Annotated in this window: 15 protein-coding genes; 5 read left to right on the top strand and 10 right to left on the bottom strand. The window is 74.4% G+C overall.

Going from position 1 to position 18242, the window contains the following annotated elements; all coding sequences use genetic code 11:
* Window positions 1-3: 3 nt before the first annotated feature.
* The 6 genes from ACFYPS_RS13180 to ACFYPS_RS13155 form a co-directional block, all read right to left on the bottom strand.
* Entirely contained in the window at window positions 4-888 is an 885-nt protein-coding gene (locus ACFYPS_RS13180) for a prenyltransferase/squalene oxidase repeat-containing protein (RefSeq protein ID WP_387324647.1), read from the bottom strand.
* A 139-nt stretch (window positions 889-1027) separates the two neighbouring features.
* Window positions 1028-2209 (bottom strand): adenylyltransferase/sulfurtransferase MoeZ, encoded by a 1182-nt coding sequence (gene moeZ, locus ACFYPS_RS13175; protein WP_387324521.1) that lies wholly within the window; start codon window positions 2207-2209, stop codon window positions 1028-1030.
* Between the two features lie 123 nt (window positions 2210-2332).
* On the bottom strand, window positions 2333-3175 hold the full coding sequence (locus tag ACFYPS_RS13170) for a DUF3152 domain-containing protein (protein ID WP_387324518.1): 843 nt from the start codon (window positions 3173-3175) through the stop codon (window positions 2333-2335).
* 101 nt (window positions 3176-3276) lie between these two features.
* The gene (locus ACFYPS_RS13165; RefSeq protein ID WP_354964842.1) at window positions 3277-4137 is read right to left on the bottom strand and encodes a DUF3152 domain-containing protein; all 861 of its coding nucleotides are present in this window, start codon (window positions 4135-4137) and stop codon (window positions 3277-3279) included.
* 5 nt (window positions 4138-4142) lie between these two features.
* Window positions 4143-5117 carry an alpha/beta hydrolase gene (locus ACFYPS_RS13160; RefSeq protein ID WP_354964843.1) on the bottom strand — a complete coding sequence of 325 codons (975 nt, stop codon included), beginning with the start codon at window positions 5115-5117 and terminating at the stop codon, window positions 4143-4145.
* 23 nt (window positions 5118-5140) lie between these two features.
* The gene (locus ACFYPS_RS13155) at window positions 5141-7477 is read right to left on the bottom strand and encodes a hypothetical protein (protein ID WP_387324644.1); all 2337 of its coding nucleotides are present in this window, start codon (window positions 7475-7477) and stop codon (window positions 5141-5143) included.
* A 1262-nt stretch (window positions 7478-8739) separates the two neighbouring features.
* Between ACFYPS_RS13155 and ACFYPS_RS13150 the strand changes: the two genes are divergently transcribed.
* Together ACFYPS_RS13150 and ACFYPS_RS13145 are read left to right on the top strand one after the other, a co-directional pair.
* Window positions 8740-9378: a TetR/AcrR family transcriptional regulator gene (locus ACFYPS_RS13150; protein ID WP_354964845.1), complete on the top strand. Its 639-nt coding sequence runs from the start codon at window positions 8740-8742 to the stop codon at window positions 9376-9378.
* A gap of 64 nt (window positions 9379-9442) precedes the next feature.
* Window positions 9443-9670, top strand: a complete 228-nt coding sequence (locus ACFYPS_RS13145; protein WP_030329796.1) for a DUF3107 domain-containing protein — start codon at window positions 9443-9445, stop codon at window positions 9668-9670.
* A 122-nt stretch (window positions 9671-9792) separates the two neighbouring features.
* Here the strand turns inward: ACFYPS_RS13145 and ACFYPS_RS13140 are convergent, their stop codons facing one another.
* Window positions 9793-10443 carry a ferritin-like fold-containing protein gene (locus ACFYPS_RS13140; protein ID WP_354964846.1) on the bottom strand — a complete coding sequence of 217 codons (651 nt, stop codon included), beginning with the start codon at window positions 10441-10443 and terminating at the stop codon, window positions 9793-9795.
* Between the two features lie 316 nt (window positions 10444-10759).
* Here ACFYPS_RS13140 and ACFYPS_RS13135 point away from each other — a divergent pair, with 316 nt between their 5' ends.
* Entirely contained in the window at window positions 10760-12448 is a 1689-nt protein-coding gene (locus ACFYPS_RS13135) for a DEAD/DEAH box helicase (RefSeq protein ID WP_354964847.1), read from the top strand.
* Between the two features lie 86 nt (window positions 12449-12534).
* Entirely contained in the window at window positions 12535-13698 is a 1164-nt protein-coding gene (locus tag ACFYPS_RS13130) for a class I SAM-dependent methyltransferase (protein ID WP_387324513.1), read from the top strand.
* Window positions 13699-13719: 21 nt separating this feature from the next.
* Here ACFYPS_RS13130 and ACFYPS_RS13125 read toward each other — a convergent pair whose 3' ends face one another.
* A complete protein-coding gene (locus ACFYPS_RS13125) occupies window positions 13720-14166 on the bottom strand; it encodes a hypothetical protein (RefSeq protein ID WP_354964849.1) in 447 nt (148 codons plus the stop codon).
* Between the two features lie 250 nt (window positions 14167-14416).
* Between ACFYPS_RS13125 and ACFYPS_RS13120 the strand changes: the two genes are divergently transcribed.
* Window positions 14417-14833 (top strand): helix-turn-helix domain-containing protein, encoded by a 417-nt coding sequence (locus tag ACFYPS_RS13120; protein WP_354964850.1) that lies wholly within the window; start codon window positions 14417-14419, stop codon window positions 14831-14833.
* 21 nt (window positions 14834-14854) lie between these two features.
* On the opposite strand, the gene ACFYPS_RS13115 is transcribed toward ACFYPS_RS13120, so the two are convergent.
* Window positions 14855-15784, bottom strand: a complete 930-nt coding sequence (locus ACFYPS_RS13115) for a hypothetical protein (protein WP_354964851.1) — start codon at window positions 15782-15784, stop codon at window positions 14855-14857.
* Window positions 15785-16079: 295 nt separating this feature from the next.
* Entirely contained in the window at window positions 16080-18212 is a 2133-nt protein-coding gene (locus ACFYPS_RS13110; RefSeq protein ID WP_387324509.1) for a DEAD/DEAH box helicase, read from the bottom strand.
* Window positions 18213-18242 lie beyond the last annotated feature (30 nt).

Below are 18242 nucleotides of genomic sequence, written 5' to 3'. Positions count from 1 at the left end.
GCCTCAGCTGGTCGCCGGCCGGCAGGCCCGGATGGCGGACAGCGTGGAGTGCACGTCGAACTGGTGCCCGTCGTCGCTCTCCCAGCCACCGTCGCTGCGCTGGGTCTCGGCCAGGCGGCGCAGGGCCCGGACCATGATCCAGTCCTGCGGGTCGATGCCGACCCGGCGCAGCGTGGCCGCCAGCCAGGCCACGTCCCCCGGGGACATCTTGGGCATCCGCTCGGCGAGCACCACCTGGATCCGCGCGGACTCCTGGAACATGTCCTGGCGGTGCAGCACGGCCGCGCTCAGCCAGCCGGCGGCGAGGAAGGACGGCCAACTGCCGTCCGGGTGCAGCCGCACGGCGAGCGAGTGGGCGGCCGCCTGCACCACCCCCGCGTACGCCCCTCCGACCCGGTGATCGAGCGGACCCGCGGCACGGGCGTCCAGGCCGGCCACGGTGAGCCAGAAGCCGGCGTTGGCGGTGAGGAAAAGCCCTGCCTCCGGATCGCCGGGGCGGGCCCACTCCGGAGCCGAGCCGGCCAGTGTCGGGTCCTCGTCCCAGCCACCGTCGGCCTGCTGACGGGAGGCCAGCCAGTCCAGTGCCCGGCGGGCGGCGGGACGACCGAGCGCGCCCAGGTCGTCCAGCTCGGCGAGCCGGAAGCAGGTGGCGTCGATCGACGCGATCTCGCCGCCCCAGGTCGCCGGCCAGCCGCCGTCGGGTGCCTGGCCGATCTCGGCGGTCTCCAGCAGCTCGTCGGGCACCGGCGTGCCGTTGCGCAGCCAGGAGAGTCGGGCACGCTCCACCGCGTCCCCGTGCGCCACGACGAACCCGATCGCGGCATCCAAGTCGACCACGGCGGAGACGCTACCTGCGCAGACGCGATACCGCCTCGGGGAATCGGCCAGCCGGGAATGGCTGCGTCGCTCCGGGCAAAGGGCCGCTTGGAGCCGCCTGCGTCGATTCGCCGGCGCATCCCGGCCGGCGGGCCCGGCACTCCCGTGCGGGAGCCGGGGCGGCGGTGTCGGCCACCCCGGCTCGGGCCGGTCAGTACGCGGGCAGCGCGGGGTCGATCTGCTTGATCCAGGAGAGCACGCCGCCCTGCACGTGCACGGCGTCGCGGAACCCGGCCGCCTTGAGCGCGGCGAGCGCCTCCGCCGAGCGGACGCCGGACTTGCAGTGCAGCACGATCTGCCGGTCCTGCGGCAGCTGGGCCAGCGCCTCACCGGAGATGATGTCGCCCTTGGGGATCAGGGTGGCGCCGGGGATCCGGACGATCTCGTACTCGGCCGGCTCCCGGACGTCGACCAGGAAGATGTCCTTGCCGGCGTCCTGCCACTCCTTGAGCTCCAGCGCGGTGATGGTCGAGTCGACCGTCGCCTCCTGTGCCTCGTCGGAGACCGCGCCGCAGAAGTCCTCGTAGTCCTCCAGCAGGTCGGTGACCGTCGGGTTCTCGCCGCAGAGCGCGCAGTTCGGGTCCTTGCGAACCTTGATCTTGCGGTATTCCATCTCCAGCGCGTCGTAGACCATCAGCCGGCCGACCAGCGGCTCGCCGATGCCGGTGAGCAGCTTGATCGCCTCGTTCACCTGGATCGAGCCGATCGACGCGCAGAGGACACCGAGCACGCCACCCTCGGCGCAGGACGGAACCATGCCGGGCGGCGGCGGCTCCGGGTAGAGGCACCGGTAGCAGGGGCCATGCTCGGCCCAGAACACCGACGCCTGGCCGTCGAAACGGTAGATCGAGCCCCAGACGTACGGCTTGCCGAGCAGCACCGCCGCGTCGTTGACCATGTACCGGGTGGCGAAGTTGTCGGTGCCGTCGACGATCAGGTCGTACTGGGCGAAGATCTCGCGGACGTTGTCCCGGTCCAGCGCGGTGTTGTGGATCTCCACGTTGACCAGCGGGTTGATCTCGCGGATCGACGCGGCGGCGGACTCGGCCTTGGACCGGCCGACGTCGGACACGCCGTGGATGACCTGGCGCTGGAGGTTGGACTCGTCGACGGTGTCGAAGTCGATGATGCCGAGCGTGCCGACCCCGGCCGCGGCGAGGTACAGCAGGGCGGGCGACCCGAGGCCACCGGCGCCGACACAGAGCACCCGGGCGTTCTTCAACCGCTTCTGCCCGGTCACCCCGACGTCCGGAATGATCAGGTGGCGGGAGTAGCGGCGGATCTCGTCAACGGTCAGCTCGGCGGCGGGCTCGACGAGCGGGGGCAACGACACGGTGGACTCCCCGGGATCGGCGGTGTGAACCGCGCCATTGTCGCTCGCCGGCCCGATGCTCGGCCATGAGGGAGGACACGTGGCCCGCGATGCGGGAGCGGGAATAACCGACGACCGGGTCGATCAGGGGACGATGTCCCCCGCGTAACGACGACCGTCGACGTAGGGCCAGGCGTTGGCGACGCAGCCCTCCAGGCCGTACGTCTGCTGCTGCATCACCGGCGCGGGCTCGCCGGGGCCCGGACAGGCCTCGTGCTCCTCGCCGAGCTCGTGGCCGACCTCGTGGTTGATCACGTACGTCCGGTACGTCTCCAGCGGGGCGCCGTAGTCCGGCACCGCCTCCAGCCAGCGCGCCAGGTTGATGATGACCTGACCGGGGAGGCGGCAGGAGGTGTAGCGCTCGGTGGTCAGCCCACCCTCGGCGCACATCCGCTCCGACGTGACCGGGGTGGCCAGGTAGATGGTGAAGTCGGCGGCACCGGCGTCGGCGACCCGCTGCACCCGCAGCTCGTCGGAGGCGATCCAGCTACGGGGGTCGGCAAGCACCTCGTCCACCGTGTCGGCGAAGGCGTCGGCGTCCTGGCCGGTGCCGCGTTCGACCGCGACCCGGTAACGGCGCAGCGGCCCGTCTTCGCCGTGCACCGCGGTCTCAGCGTCGGCGGAGGTGAAGCGGCCCGCGCCGACGGACGGGTAGCTGGTTGGTGCCGGGTGCGCGCCCACCCCACCGCCATGACCCATCCGGCCATGGGTGACGGGTGGCGGCCCGGCCGGCGGCTCGCCGCCCCGGGTCAACGTCACTCCGGCGGCGGCGGCGGCGACGGCGAGCAGGAGCAGGCCGAGCACCAGGCTGCGACGGCGTCGTCGGAGCATCCGGACCAGCGCGGGCCGTGCGTCCGGGGCCCGGTACTCCGACCGGCCGGACGGGCCGGGCGGCCGAGGCGGGCCGTAAGGGGACGACGGCGTCATGAACTCGAGCCTGCCAGATTATTCGGGCATTTCCCCGCCTTTGCCGCGATTAACGCAATACGCCTGATGGTCGCGATGGTTCGGCGTGTCGGACCAGGCGGTCAGAGCGCGGGGCCGGCGTAGCGGCGACCCTCGAGGTACGGCCACGGATTGACCCGGCACCCGTTCAGGAAGAGGGTCTGCTGCATCATCACCGGAGCCGGTCGACCGGCGCCCGGGCAGCGCTCGTGCCGGTGCCCGAGCTGGTGGCCCACCTCGTGGTTGACCACGTACGTCCGATAGACCGCCGGCGGCACGCGGGCCGTGACGAAGTGCGGCACGGACAGCCGCCACCGGTCCAGATTGATGACCACTTTGCCGGGCGCGCGGCACGAGGTATACGGCCGGCCGCCGACCCGGATGTCCACTCCACCGTCGGCGCACATCCGGCCCGCCGTGCGAGCGGTGGCCAGGTAGACGGTGAAGTCACGGGCCGCGCCCCCGGGCACCTGCTGCAACCTCAGCCGGCCGCTGTCGACCCAGCTCCCCGGCCCGGCGAGTGCCGTCTGGACCGCCTGCCCGAACGCGACCGGGTCCTCCCCACTGCCCGACTCGACCGCCACCCGGTAGCGCCGCAGCTCACCCGCGCGGCCCAGCAACGGCCCGGTGCGGTCGTCGTAGCCGAACCGACCGGTGCCGGCGGTCGGCACCGCCCCGGACAGCCGCAGCACCGGGGGTGCACTCGACGGGGCGACCGGCGACCCGGACGGCGACGGGTCGGCCGACGGCGGCAACGGTGCGGCCACCAGCGGTGGCGGCCCGGTGATCTCGTCGGCGGCCAGCCGGTCGGCGCCAGGATGCCCGCCCGGCCCTTCGGCGACCACCGTCACCACCGCGCCGACGGCCAGCACGACCGCGACCAGCTGGGCGAGCAGTGCGAGTTGTCGGTGACGGCGACCAGGGCGGCGGGAGGACGTGCGCATCCGGCTCAGCCTGCCAGATCAGGCCGCGTGGCGGTCTCCTCCGTTTCGGCGAGGAGGCCGACCACCGCCCGAGCGACCAGCCGAGGCACCTCCATCTGCGCCACGTGGCCGACGCCGTCGAGCATCAGCAGCCGGCTGTCCGGGATGGCCCGGGCGGTCTGCGGCGCGACCCGCACGTCGACGAGCCGATCCTGCCGACCGCCCACCACCAGGGTCGGCGCGCGCACCGCCCGGGCAAGCCGCCACAGCGAGCCCGACCCCGGCAGGTACGCCCGCAGGAAGCTGGAGACCAGCCCGCGGAACGTCCGGACGTACGCGGCCGCGTAGTGCTCCGCCTCGTAGCGCACCCGGATCTCCTCCAGCGCCTCGGCGCGGCGCTGCGCGCAGATCCGGCTGAGGTCGGCGACACACGCCTCCAACACCTGCTCGGCCATCACCTCCGGGGCGAGCTGGGTGAGCCGCCGGGCGACCAACCGTTCACCCCCGGGAACGGCCAGCACCGGCAGCAGGCGCCCCTGCAACGAGCGACGGAAGTCCAGGAACGGCAGCGCCGGAGAGATCAGCGTGAGGGTGCGCACCAGGTCGGGCTGGAGCCCGGCCACCTGAACCACGACCGCACCGCCCAGCGAGTTGCCGAACAGGTGCACCGGACCCCGACCGGAGTGCTCGATCCAGCGGACGACCAGATCAGCGAAGGCCGGCACGGTGTAGCGGCGGCCCGGCTCGCTGCGGCCGAAGCCGGGCAGGTCGATGGCCTGGCCGTCCAGACGATCGGCGAGCAGGCCGGCCAGGTCGGTCCAGTTCTGCGATGAGCCGCCCAGGCCGTGCACGTACAACGCCGGCTCCGCGCCGGCGGCGGTGGCCGGGGTGTCCCGTACGTACGTGACCGAGCCGTCGAGGCGGACCGCCCGACCCGGCCACGGCGGCGGGACACGGGCCTCGGGAAGGAAATGGTCCGGCCAGAGAGTGGCGGGCTTCATCGTTCCAGTCTGCCCCGGACCACTCAGGACAGCAGCGCCTCCAGGCGACGGTTCACCGCTGCCAGCGTCGCCCGGACCACCGCCTGTCTCGGATCGCCGGCGACCAGGGCCGAACCGGCGAGCTGCTCGACCCAGCCCTCGCACACCAGCAGCACCACCACGGTGGCCACCTCGCAGTTGCCGAACGGCACCACCGCCGCGTGCTCCACGAAGCAGCGCCCCCGCTCGGCGTTCTCCGCGCCGCGCAGCAACTCGTCCACGGCGGCGGCCGCGGCCACCGCGCAGAGCCGCAGGACGTAGCCGTCCACCGCCGGGCCTGTGGCGTAACCGGCGGCGCTCTCACCGCCGGCCAGCAGCCGGACCTCCACGTTGGCGTCCAGGCCGAAGGTGCTGACCTGCACGTGGTCGATCACCACCCGCGGCCCCGGCGTGCCGCCCGTCTCCAGCGGCCGGGACGGCGCCGACTCCGTGGTGGTCACCTGACCACCGGAGTACGACGTGCCGAGCGTCGCGGGACTGCCGGTGGCCGCACCGGCCGGCGCGGCCGAGACCGACCCCGGCTCCTCCACCGTGGCGCGGCCCCGGTGCGGGGCGATCGCCCGGCGACGGCGCGAGCCGTCCGCTCCCACCTGCTGTTCAGGGCTCGGCGGCGTGGCCTCGACCCGACCGGGCGCAACCGATCCGGTGGCCCGCACCTCGCCGGTACGCGGTTCCGCACCGGCGTCGCGCGGCTCGGCGGGCCGGGGCTCTGGAGAACGCCGCTCGGCGGACCGGGGCTCGGTTTGCCGGGGCGCAGCCTGCCGGGACTCAGCCTGCCGGGGCTCAGCGGAGCGGGGCTCGGCCGCCCGGCGGCGGACCGGCGGAGCCGGCGTGCTGGGCAGGCCAGGCAGGTTCTGCGGGGCGGCGGCCAACCCCATCCGCTCCTGGAGCAGCCGCGCCACCTGCCGGCTCACCTCGGCCGGGTCGGCGCCGTCGGCCAGGTCGAGGCGGAGACTGTGCGCTCCCGCCGGGGTACGGCGCAGCGCCGCGTCCCGCACGCCGGCGACCTCCCGGACGGCGTCCAGGATGGCGTTGACGTCGAACCCCTCGGGGCGCTCCCGCAGGGGCGCGGGCTCGTCGTCACGACGTAGGTGGGTGGCGATACGGGCGAGTTCCGGGGTTTCGGCGGGTGGCTCCACGGCTGGCGGCTCCGGCACGACGGGCACGTCCGGTTCCGCAGGAACGCGCTGCGGCAGCACCGCCGACGTCTGGTCCGGCAGCCGAGCGCCGTCGGCCGGGTCGACCGGCGACGCGGGATCGGGCGCGGATCGGCGAGCCGCGTAGGGAGGAGCGCTCGTCGGGGCGGGCGCGGGTGAGGGCCGGTCGCTGCGCCCGGACCCGCTCGTCGAGGGGGCCGGGACGGCACCGGTCGGGGTCGGCGCGTTGGCAGCGGGTGACGGGCCGGTGGCCGCCGGAGCCGAACGGGGCGGCTCGGGGGTCTCCGGCCGGAACCGGAACGGCGCGGTCGATCGGGTTTCGGGCCGGAGCGGGCCGGACGGCTCCCCCACGTCGCTCGCACGGGGCGTGCTCGCGGACCGACTGGCCGGCCAGGACGGGCGCTCGGCCGGGGCCGCGGGGAGGCGTCCCTCGGACCAGTCGGCCCGCTCGGTCCGCGGCTCGCCCGCCGGAGTGGCCGGCGACCGGCCGGTCCAGGAGGGCCGCTCCGCCACGAGCGCCGGACCGGTCGGTTCCGGGGGTGCGTCGGACAGCGCCGGAGGTGCTCCGGCCGGCGCCGGAGGAGCCTCGGTCGGCAGCGGCGGGTCGGTCGGCGCCGGGCCGGCCCAGGACGGCCGGTCGCCCGTGGGTGCGCTACTGGGCGTCGATTCGCCGGCCCAGGACGGACGCGACGGCGGAGCGCTGGTCGGCGACGGCTCCGGTCCACCGGCCCAGGAGGGCCGGACGGCGGGCGGAGCGCTGGTCGGGGCCGGACCGGCCCAGGACGGACGCGACGGCGGGGCACTGGTGGGCGCCGGGTCCGATCCACCGGCCGGGGAGGGCCGGACGGCGGGCGGAGCGCTGGTCGGGGCCGGACCGGCCCAGGACGGACGCGACGGCGGGCCGCTGGTGGGCGCCGGGTCCGATCCACCGGCCGGGGAGGGCCGGACGGCCCGCGGGGCGCTGGTCGGCTCGACCCGGGGGGCACTTGTCGGCGCGGAACTGGCCCAGGAGGGCCGGTCGGCGGGTGGGCCGCTGGTCGGGGCGGGGCGACCGCCGGCCCAGGAGGGGCGATCCGCCGGCTCGGCCCGGGACGACTCCGGCGGTGTGCCGGTGGGGCTCAGTGCCGGTCGTCCACCGGCCCAGGAGGGACCCTCGCCCGGCACAGCGGCACCAGCCGCCGCAGCCGGCTCGGTCGATGCCCCGGGCTCAGGTTCGTCGCGGGCGACGTCGTACCCGCGCGGCGGATCGGCGCGTACCGGGTCGTACGGGCGGGTCGGCTCGACGCGTGCCGGCTCGTACGGCACGTTCGGGTCGGCGACCCAACCCGGCGCGGGCTCGTCCGGTGTCGAGCGTGCGGCGGGCTCGCCATCCTGTCGGGACCAGGGCGGCGCCCAGCCGCTGCCCCAGCTCGGGCGATTCCAGCTCGGCCCGGACCAGTCCGGCTCGATCGCCGGCGACTCCCCTGCCCGGGGCGTGTCCCCGGGCACGGGGCCTTCGGCGGCGCGGCCCGACTCGGAATCGTCGGCGTGCCCGGCGGCCCGGTCGGGGATGCGCCTCGGCTCACTCGATGCCTGCGGCGCGAGCGGGTCGCGCCAGCCGCGCGGCGCGGCTGGCGGTTCGTCGGCGGACGGCCGCTCGGCGGTGGGTGCGTGGAAACCGGGCGGGACCTCGAAGCCCGAGGCGGCGGTGCCGACGGGTGGCACCTGGACGCCGGGGGGCGCCGAGGTGGGCATACCGGGGTCGGCCCAGCGGGCGCTCTGGCCGGCGGCAGGATCGACGGTGGAGTGTCGGGCCGGGCCGCTGTCAGGCTCGCCAGGCCCCTGTTCCTGCGGCGGTGCCGGGCGCTGGGCGGGCACCACCAGGCGGTCGCTGGCCTGGTCGCGCCGGTCCTCGGCGGTCGACCCGGGCGGCGCGCTCACCGGCGCCGGGCGGCCAGCCGGCGTTTCGGCACCGGGGTGGTGGACGCCGTTGGCTTCGGCACCCGCGTGGCGGACGCCGTTGGCGTGGTGGCCGTTGACCCGGGCCGGTGGGTCGGTGGCACCGGGCAGGGATGCTGGCAGGTCGCCGTGCCGGGTGGAGGACGTACGCCAACCGGACGCGGCATCGGGCTGCCAGCGGGCCGCCTGTTCCCGGGCGTCCTCGCGCTCGGCGGCCCGGGACCATCCGCCCGCCGGGGGCGCCCACCCGCTGCCGGAACGGCCCGGGTCGTCGTGCTGACCCGCTCCGTCACCGTGCTCTCCCGGGGTGGCGGCTCCGGGTTGCCCTGTTTCACTCACCGCGCGCTCCTTGGTCGCCCTCGCTGAGGCTACCGTGTGGTGACAGTGGCGATAAGTTACAGCGGCGGGCCATTTCCACGACGGGGGTCACGGGCCACGCCCGGTCTGGGGGGAAAATGCCGGCTCGTACGGAGAACTCGGAGGATCCCATGACCGCTGTGGGGAACGGTGCACAGACCGCCGGCCGGCCCACCCGCCTGCCCCGTTCAGCGCGCCGTAAGCAGCTGCTCGCGGCGGCGCAGGAGGTGTTCGTCGCGCAGGGTTACCACGCCGCGGCGATGGACGACATCGCCGAGCGGGCGGGGGTCTCCAAGCCGGTGCTCTATCAGCACTTCCCGGGAAAGATGGAGCTCTACCTGGCCCTGCTGGACACGCACTGTGACGCCATCGTCGCAAAGGTGCACGACGCGATGCGCGGTACCAGCGACAACAAGGAGCGGGTCAGCGCGTCGGTGCGGGCATACTTCGACTTCGTCGACCACGAGAGCGAGGCGTTCCGCCTCGTCTTCGAGTCGGACCTGCGCAACGATCCGGCGGTGCGGCAGCGGGTCGAGCGGGTCGAGCAGGGCTGCATCGCGGCGATCACCGACACCATCATCTCGGACACCGGCGTGAGCCGGGCGCACGCCGAGCTGCTGGCCTCCGGGCTGGTCGGCGCGGCGGAGACGGCCGCGCAGTTCTGGCTGGCCGGCGGTCGACAGGTGCCGAAGGCCGAGGCCGAGGCGTTGGTGGCGGCGTTGTCCTGGCGGGGCATCGCGAGCTTCCCGCTGCAAGGTGAGTCAGCCTGACCACCGCCCCCGTGATCGGATAGCCTTCGCAGGGCGGTTCTTTCGCCCCAGTTGAGGAGGCACAGTGGAGGTCAAGATCGGCGTGCAGTACGCGCCGCGCGAGCTGGTTCTGGACAGCGCGCAGTCGCCGGCCGAGATCGAGCAGATCGTGACCGACGCCTTCGCCGGCAACGGCGGCACGCTCTCCCTGACCGACGAGAAGGGCCGGCGGGTCATCGTTCCGGTCGAGAAGGTCGCCTACGTCGAGATCGCCGAGGCGTCGCCCCGGGCGGTCGGTTTCACCGTCCGCTGACCGGTTCGGCCATCGCGGCAGGTCGGCGTTGGCCCACCTGCCGCTGACCGGTTCGGCCATCGCGGCAGGTCGGCGTTGGCCCACCTGCCGCGGGCCGGCACCGCACCCGGCGGCCCGGGTGATCAGTTGTTCAGCCCGACGGCGGCCATCCGCGCGGTGTGCGCTGCGGTGAGCCGCCGGAACAGCCCCGGCACGTCGACCCGGTCGTCCTGCGCGATCAGCGTGGTGAGCGCGGCCCGCTCGGCGGCCACGCGGCCGGCCTGGGAGAGCGCCTCGCCGACCAGCCGCCGGGCCCACATGGAGAGTCGGCCGGCAACCCGGGGGTCGGCGGCGACTGCCACCCGGATCTCCGCGGCGGCGAACTCCGCGTACCGGGAGTCGTGCAGCACGTCCAGCACCAGCGCCCGGTCGGGCTCGTCCAACGCGTCGGCGATCTCGCGGAGGAAGTCGTCGGTGATGGCGTCACCGACGTACGCCTTGGTCACGACCTCCGCCCAGTCCCGTGGCTCGGTCGAGTCGTGGTACGCCTGCAGGGCCGTCAGATAGGGCGCCATCGCGTCCGCCGGCGGCACGCCCAACGCGGTGAGCCGGTCGGCGAGCCGGCGGTAGTTGGCGATCTCGGCGGCGGCCATCTCGCTCAGCGCGGCGCGGCGGTGCAGATCGGGCGCGAGCCGGGCGTCGCCGGCCATCCGCTCGAAGGCGAGCAGCTCACCGAAGGCGACCAGACCCAGCAGGTCGGCGACGGCGGGACCGGGGGTGGTCGGCGCGGACACGAGCGCAGGTTACCGTTCGTCGTCGGGGCGTGGGTGCCCCGCGCGTGGCACGACCCACACCCGAACATTGTGACCCGGGTCACATCTGGTTGCCCCGGCTGGACTCACCCCGGCCGGGAATCGGGACGGGGGTATGCCTGTTCAGGTAGCATAGAGCAGTTGCCGTGGGCGCCGATCTGATCGAAGCTCAGCCTGCGGCGCGCGTGCGGCCCGGTCCGGCTCGGCAGTCCGCCCCCGACCGTGTGGCCCGCGTCATACCGAACGCGCCCTGAGGACATGACGGGGCGCACCCACGAGAGGGCACCCCCACATCCACATGAGCGAATTGACTCAAGATCTGATGGACGGCCAGGAACTGGCCCCCACCGCCCCGGTTCGACCGGAGGCCCCCACCTTCGCCGCACTCGGCGCTCGCGACGAGACCGTCGAGGCGCTGGCCGCGGCCGGCATCACCCGCGCGTTCGCGATCCAGGAGTACGCGATCCCGATCGCGCTGCGCGGCGTCGACCTGATCGGTCAGGCGCCCACCGGCACCGGCAAGACCCTCGGCTTCGGCGTACCGCTGCTGGAGCGGGTCTTCGCGCCGGGCGAGGGCAGCGACGGCGTCCCGCAGGCGCTGGTCGTCGTCCCCACCCGCGAGCTGGGCATCCAGGTCGCCAAGGACCTGGCCGCCGCCGGCCGAACGCGGGGCGTCCGGGTGCTGCCGATCTACGGCGGCGTGGCGTACGAGCCGCAGATCGACGCGCTGCGCAAGGGCGTGGAGATCCTGGTCGGCACCCCCGGCCGGCTGATGGACCTGCAGAAGCAGAAGCACCTGCGTCTGGACCGGGTGCACGCACTCGTCCTCGACGAGGCCGACCGGATGCTCGACCTGGGCTTCCTCGACGACGTCGAGAAGATCCTGGCGATGCTGCCGGAAGACCGGCAGACGATGCTCTTCTCGGCCACCATGCCGGACCCGATCGTCACCCTGTCCCGGCGCTTCCTGCGTCAGCCGATGACGATCCACGCCGGGCACACCGCCGAGACCGGCCCGTCCCCGCAGACCCAGCAGCTGGTCTACCGCACCCACTCGATGAACAAGGTCGAGGTGGTGGCGCGCATCCTCCAGGCGGAGGGGCGCGGGCTGACCATGATCTTCACCCGCACCAAGCGGGCCGCCGACCGAGTCGCCGAGGATCTCGACTTCCGCGGTTTCGCGGTCGCCGCGGTGCACGGTGACCTCGGCCAGGGTGCCCGCGAGCGGGCGCTGCGGGCGTTCCGGGCCGGCAAGATCGACATTCTGGTCGCCACCGACGTGGCGGCCCGCGGGCTCGACGTCACCGGCGTCACCCACGTCATCAACTACGACTGCCCGGAAGACCAGGACACCTACACCCACCGGATCGGCCGGACCGGCCGGGCCGGGGCGACCGGTGTCGCGGTGACCTTCGTCGACTGGGACGACATGCCCCGCTGGCGGATCATCGACAAGACCCTCGGTCTGGAGATGCCGGAGCCGCCGGAGACGTACCACACGTCCCCGCACCTCTACACCGACCTGCACATCTCCACCGAGATCACCGGCACGCTGCCCACCGCCGAGCGGACCCGGGCCGGGCTGTCCGCCGAGATCGAGGAAGACCTGGGCGGCACGCGCTCCCGGCGTGGCGACAGCGGCGGCCGGGGCTCCCGGCGTGGCGAGAGTCGTGGCGACGGCCGGGGCGAGCGCCGCGGTCGCAGCGACGGCCGTCGGGACCGCACCGACGCCGGCACGCCGGCCGCCGACGCACCCGCGGACAACGCCGCCGTCGACGAAGAGGGCACCCGCACCCCCCGCCGCCGGCGTCGCCGCCGGGCCGGCGAGGCGGCCGTGGGCGAGCCGACTGCGGTGATCTCCGCCGACACGACCCCGGCCGAGCCGGTGGCCGCGACCGACGGTGAGCCGTCGAAGCCGCGTCGCCGTCGCCGTCGCCGTGGTGGCGGTTCCGGCGCGGGTACGCCGGCCGAGGCGACCGCGGACTGACGCACAGCCACACCCGACATCCCCCGCACCGCCCCGCGCGGTACGGGGGATGTTCCCTTCCCACCCCACCGTCAGAAGATGGAACGATGCCGGAACCACTGGACGCCGCCCTGTCCCAGGTCAGGGCACTGCTGCTCGATCCCGCGCTGACCCGGGCGGTCGCCGCCGGGCGCCGCCGTGGCCGCCGTCCGACGGTGGTCCGGGCCGAGCTGCGGCCGGTGACCCTCAAGGCCGGGCCGCGCCTCCAGATCGCCACCTCCGACGGTGCCCGCCCGTACACCCGCAACGTCACCCCCGGCCCGGAGACCGCCGCGGCGATCGACGAGCTGCTGGCGGAGCCGTTCGGCAACTGGCACGTGGAGACGACGGACGCGACGCTCCAGCTCCGGGTGACGAAGTCCGGCGAGGCGCAGGTGCACCGGGCCGCCGCGCCGGCCCGGCCGGTCGCGCCACCCGCCGGGAACGACCGGGCCAAGGAGTACCTGCTGGACCCGGGCGATGAGATCTTCGCCGAGATCGGCGGCTCGGCGGCCAAGCGCCGCCAGGTGGACGCGTTCCTGCGGGCCCTGGCGGCGACCCTGCCGGACGACCTGACCGGTCCGCTGCGGGTGGTCGACCTGGGCTGTGGCAACGCGTACCTGACCTTCGCCGCGTACCGCTACCTGTCCGGCCGGGGGCTCGCCGTCGAGCTGATCGGCGTGGACGTCCGGGAGGACCAGCGGCGGCGCAACACCGAGCTGGCACAGCGACTGGGCTGGGCCGACCGGGTCAGCTTCGTGGCCGGCACGATCGCCGACGCTATCGTCGACCCCGCACCGGATCTGGTGCTGGCGCTGCACGCCTGCGACACCGCCACCGACGAGGCGCTGGCCCGCGCGGTGCGCTGGGAGGCCCGCTGGGTGCTCGCCGCGCCCTGCTGCCACCACGACCTGGCGAAACAGCTACGCGCCCAACCCACCCCGGCCCCGTACGAGCTGCTGACCCGACAGGGCATCCTGCGGGAGCGTTTCGCCGACGTGCTCACCGACGCGCTGCGCGCCGGGTTGTTGCGGGTGCACGGGTACCGGGCCGAGGTGGTGGAGTTCGTGGACTCGCAGCACACCCCGCGCAACCTGCTGATCCGGGCCCGCCGTACCGGTACCGGGGCCACCGGTCCGCAACGTGCGGAGTATCGCGAGCTGGTGGACCAGTGGCGGGTCACGCCCCGGCTGGAGACCCTGCTCGCCACCTACGAGCCGCCCGCCGCCTAACGACGACGGGTCGCCCCTCGGCTAGCGACGGCGGTCGCCGTTGCTGCCGCGGTCCCGCCCGCCAGAGCCACGGTCGAAGACCGACACCCGGTCGCTGCCCGCCCGCTGGGCTGCCCACTCGCTGTCGGCCGCGCCGGCTGGGAAGGGCACCACCTTGCCCGCGCTCTCGGCGTTGCCGGCCGCAGCGAAGGCGTTCCAGGAGATGTCGACCAGCAGCTTCTTCATCTCCGCGTGCCGCACGGCGGCGTTGTGCTGCAACGCCATCCGAGCGCCCAGCACCACTGCCACCAGCGTGGTGGTGATCGCGCCAGTGGCGGCGAGCACGTGCGCGCCGGTCGCCGCGTCGGTGCGGAGCACCAGGACCAGCAACCAGATCCAGAGCGCGGCGGCGAAGACGCCGGCCTTGGCGACGAAGAAGAGGCTCACCGCACCGGGCTGGTACGGCTGGGGGCGGCTCAAGTCGGCCATGGTGCTCCTCGACAGGTGGTCCGGTCGGACGCGGCAGGCGAGCACGCCATGCCGGGACGGGCACCGAGCCTAGTGGAAGAACGACGATGATCGCTGGGTACGCGTTCCGGCCTGGCCCATACTCCGGCTCAGCAAAAGTCCCATCCACGGGACAGTTTGTGCGGTCAGTCAATTGTTTCCACCCCTCGGCGTACTACCCTCGGAAAGCGCATGCCCCAGTGCTTCGGCCGGAAGGGGAAGACCCGCAGGGATGGGTTCCGCAGACGTTTCACCACAGATGGCCTTCGCCCGCTTCGTCCGGCGCGCCATCGACGACGCTCGCGACGAACGCGGGTGGACGGTCACCGACCTTGCCTCGCACACGGGCGTGGGCCGTTCCACGGTGTTCCGTTGGCTGGCCGGTGACTGGCAGGACTACCCCGAACTGGCGAAGGTGCGCGGCTTCTGCTCCGCGCTGGATCTGCCGGTCGCGGCGGCGTTCCGGGCGCTCGGGCTGCCCGACGCCGGCCCGGCACCCCGCCGACGCAACGACGACGGCCCGGTCGAGGCGGACGTTCGCGCCATCCTGGACCGGCTGGCCGACCCCACCGTCCCCGCCGAGGAGAAGCACCACATCCGCGACCTGCTCCGCTACCTGGCCCGCCGCCCCATCCGCCGCGCCGGCTAACCCCGGCCCCGCCCCGGGGGGTTAGGGGACCGTGAGGGTGAACTCTGCGGTGTGGACCTTGGTGGCTACCTGAAAGTCGAGGTAGAGGCGGTAGCGGCCGGGGCCGGGGGTGGTCAGCCAGAACTTGACCTGGCCGTCCACGAGTTCCGGTTCAGGGTGTACGTGCAGGTAGGCCAGGTCGCCCTCGCGTAGCGCCACCAGGTGCCCGTACGCCCCGAGGTAGCGCTCCAGCGGGGCGGCGCCGCCAGCGGCGTCGATCCGGAACGTGAGCGGCACCGTCGCGGCGGCCTGCGGGCCGCCCTGGTAGCCCACCGTGAACCCGTCGACCGCCGTCGAGGTGGCCGGCGCCGGCAGCGAACGGGGCTGGTAGCCGCCGGGCGCGACCAGGTCCGTGCCGAGGGTCACCGCGGTCTGGCCGCCGTCGTCGGCGACCACGGTGAAGTCGCCGTACGCCCGCCAAACGCCGGGCTGCGCGAGGGTCAACGGCACCGACCAGGTGCCGTCCGGCGCCATGGTCGGGTGCAGGTGCTGGTAGCCGGTCAGGTCCCGGCGGACCACGATGAGGTGCATCGGCTTGTCGTGCACCACGGCGAAGCGGGTGACCGGCCGGCGCTGCGCGTCGCGTACCTGGAACCGGAGCTGCCCGGAACGGCCCGCCGGGAACTCGGTGGCCTCGGGGGCCAGGGTGTACCCGGCGGAGCTGACCGACAGGCCGCCCGGCTCCGCGCCCGCGCCCTGGTCCGCAACGGTGGCGCTGCCGTGGTCGTGCGGTTCCGTGCCCGGCGGGTGGGTGTGGTCGGCGGCCAGCGCCGTACCGCCGGCGCTGGTGGCGCCGCCAGCGTTCATCCGACCCAGGCCGAAGCCGAGCAGCACCGCGAGTACCAGCCCGCCGACCACCAGCGCCAGCCGGAGTGTGCTCCGGTCCGGCGTGGTGGAGATCCGGTCAGGCACCGCTGGCGTCCAGCGCGTGGACACCGTCGCCGACGGCCGCCCGCACGCGGTGCTCGCAGGTCATCCCGGGGATGGCGTACGCGGTGACGGACGGTTGATCGGTCATGCCGCCCACGGTACCGCCGCGGCCGGCCGGTCCCGGGCGACGCCGGGGCGGCGTGGCGACTGTCGCAATCCGCCCTGCCCGGGAACTTTTCCGCCACCACCAGGGCTGGCCGACCGGCCAGGGGCGGCGGACGCCGGAGGGGACCGCCCGTCGGGCTGCGGAACGGCCGGCGAGGGCGGCTCGGCGGGCTCAGCCGGCCACAGCGAGGGCGAGCGGAAGCACGTCCGGCGCACCAGCCTGGCGCAGCACCCGGGTCACCATCGTCATCGTCCATCCCGAGTCGACCAGGTCGTCGACGAGCAGCACCGGTCCGGCCAGCCCGGCCAGCGCGTCGGCCAGCTCGGCCGGCACGGTGAACGCGACATGCAGCGCGCGGACCCGCTGGGCGCTGTTGCCGCGCGGCCCGCCGGCGCCACCCGGACCGGTCGGGGAAACCTCGCCGAGCAGCGGCAGCCGACCCACGGCGGCGATCCGCTCGGCCAGCGAGCCGACCAGCCGGGGCCGCCGTCGGGAGCCGACCGCGGCCACCGCCGCTGGGCGACGGGGCCACGGGTCGTCGCCGTGCGCCCACGCCTTCAGCACCTCCACCACCGCTGCGGCCACATCGTCGGGCACCGGGGCGTCGGGAGCGTCCGGGCCGACCAGGTCGCGCAGCCGACCACCCCAGCCCAGGTCGGAGAGACGCCCCACGGCACGCCCGGGCAGCGCCTGCTCCGCCGGGGGGATCCGGCCTTTCAGCGGTACGCCCACCGCGTCCAGCCCGGTCGGCCACAGCTTCTTCGGGGCGATCTCCACGCCGGGCCGCCCCAGGAACGTCTGCGCGGCGGTGAGCGCGGCCGTCGACACGTCCGAGCCGAAGAGCGGGTCGGCGCACCGGTCGCACCGGCCGCAGTCGGCCGCCCCGGTGTCGTCGAGGCACTCACGTAGATACCGCATCCGGCAGCCGGACGTGGTCGCGTACTCCCGCATGGCCTCTTGCTCGACGGTGCGCGCCTCGGCGACGCGCCGCAACCGGGCCTCGTCGTAGACCCAGGGCTCGCCGGTAGCGAGCCAGCCACCGCGCACCCGGCGGACCGCGCCGTCCACGTCGAGCACCTTGAGCATCAGCTCCAACCGGGCCCGGCGCAGGTCGACCAGCGGCTCGAGTGCCTGGGTGGAAAGCGGGCGGTCGGTGTGCAGGGCGGCCAGCACGGCCCGCACCTGCTGCTCGGGAGGGAACGCGAGCGAGGCGAAGTAGCGCCAGATGGCGGCGTCCTCGGCACCGGGCAGGAGCAGCACCTCGGCGTGTTCGACGGCGCGGCCGGCGCGGCCGACCTGCTGGTAGTAGGCGATCGGCGAGGGCGGCGCGCCGAGGTGGACGACGAAGCCCAGGTCGGGCTTGTCGAAGCCCATGCCGAGCGCGCTGGTGGCGACCAACGCCTTGATCTTGTTGTCCAGCAGGTCCTGCTCGGCGGCCCGCCGGTCGGCGTCGTCGGCCTGCCCGGTGTACGAGGCCACCGGGTAGCCCCGGGTGCGCAGGAACTCGGCGGTCTCCCCAGCCGCCGCGACGGTCAGCGTGTAGACGATGCCGGAGCCGGGCAGCTGGTCCAGGTGGTCCGCGAGCCAGGCCAGGCGGTGCGCCGGGCTGGGCAGGTCGAGCACGCCGAGGCGCAGCGACTCCCGGTCCAGCGTGCCGCGCAGCACCAGGGCGTCACCCAACTGCTCGGCCACGTCCTGGGTGACCCGGGTGTTGGCGGTGGCGGTGGTGGCCAGCACGGGGGTGCGCTCCGGCAGCTCGGCGAGGAAGGTGCGCAGCCGCCGGTAGTCCGGCCGGAAGTCGTGCCCCCAGTCGGAGACGCAGTGCGCCTCGTCGACGACCAGCAGCCCGGTGGTCGCGGCCAGCTTCGGCAGTACGCCGTCGCGGAAGTCCGGGTTGTTGAGCCGCTCCGGGCTGATCAGGAGCACGTCCACCGCGCCGGTCTGGATCTCGGCGGTGATCTCGTCCCACTCGTCGAGGTTCGCCGAGTTGATCGTGCGGGCCCGGATGCCGGCTCGAGCGGCCGCCTCGACCTGGTTACGCATCAGCGCCAACAGGGGCGAGACGATGACGGTCGGGCCGGCCTGGTCGGCCTGCTCGCTGTCTCGGAGCAGCGCGGTGGCCACGAAGTAGACCGCCGACTTGCCCCAGCCGGTGCGCTGCACGCAGAGCACCCGCCGCCGGTCCACGACCAGCGCTTCGATCGCCCGCCACTGGTCCTCGCGCAGCCGGGCGTGCTCACCGGCCAGCCGGCGCAGCACCGCCTCGGCCCGCTCCCGTACCGACGCCCGCTCTGCTGTCTCCACCCGGCATTTCTACCAGCGCCGTCCGTCATC

Source organism: Micromonospora sp. NPDC005087 (assembly GCF_042872965.1).
In the GTDB taxonomy this organism is placed as follows: Bacteria; Actinomycetota; Actinomycetes; order Mycobacteriales; family Micromonosporaceae; genus Micromonospora.
The sequence above is the reverse complement of the archived record's forward strand: the minus strand, read 5'-3'. Positions and strand labels throughout refer to the sequence as shown.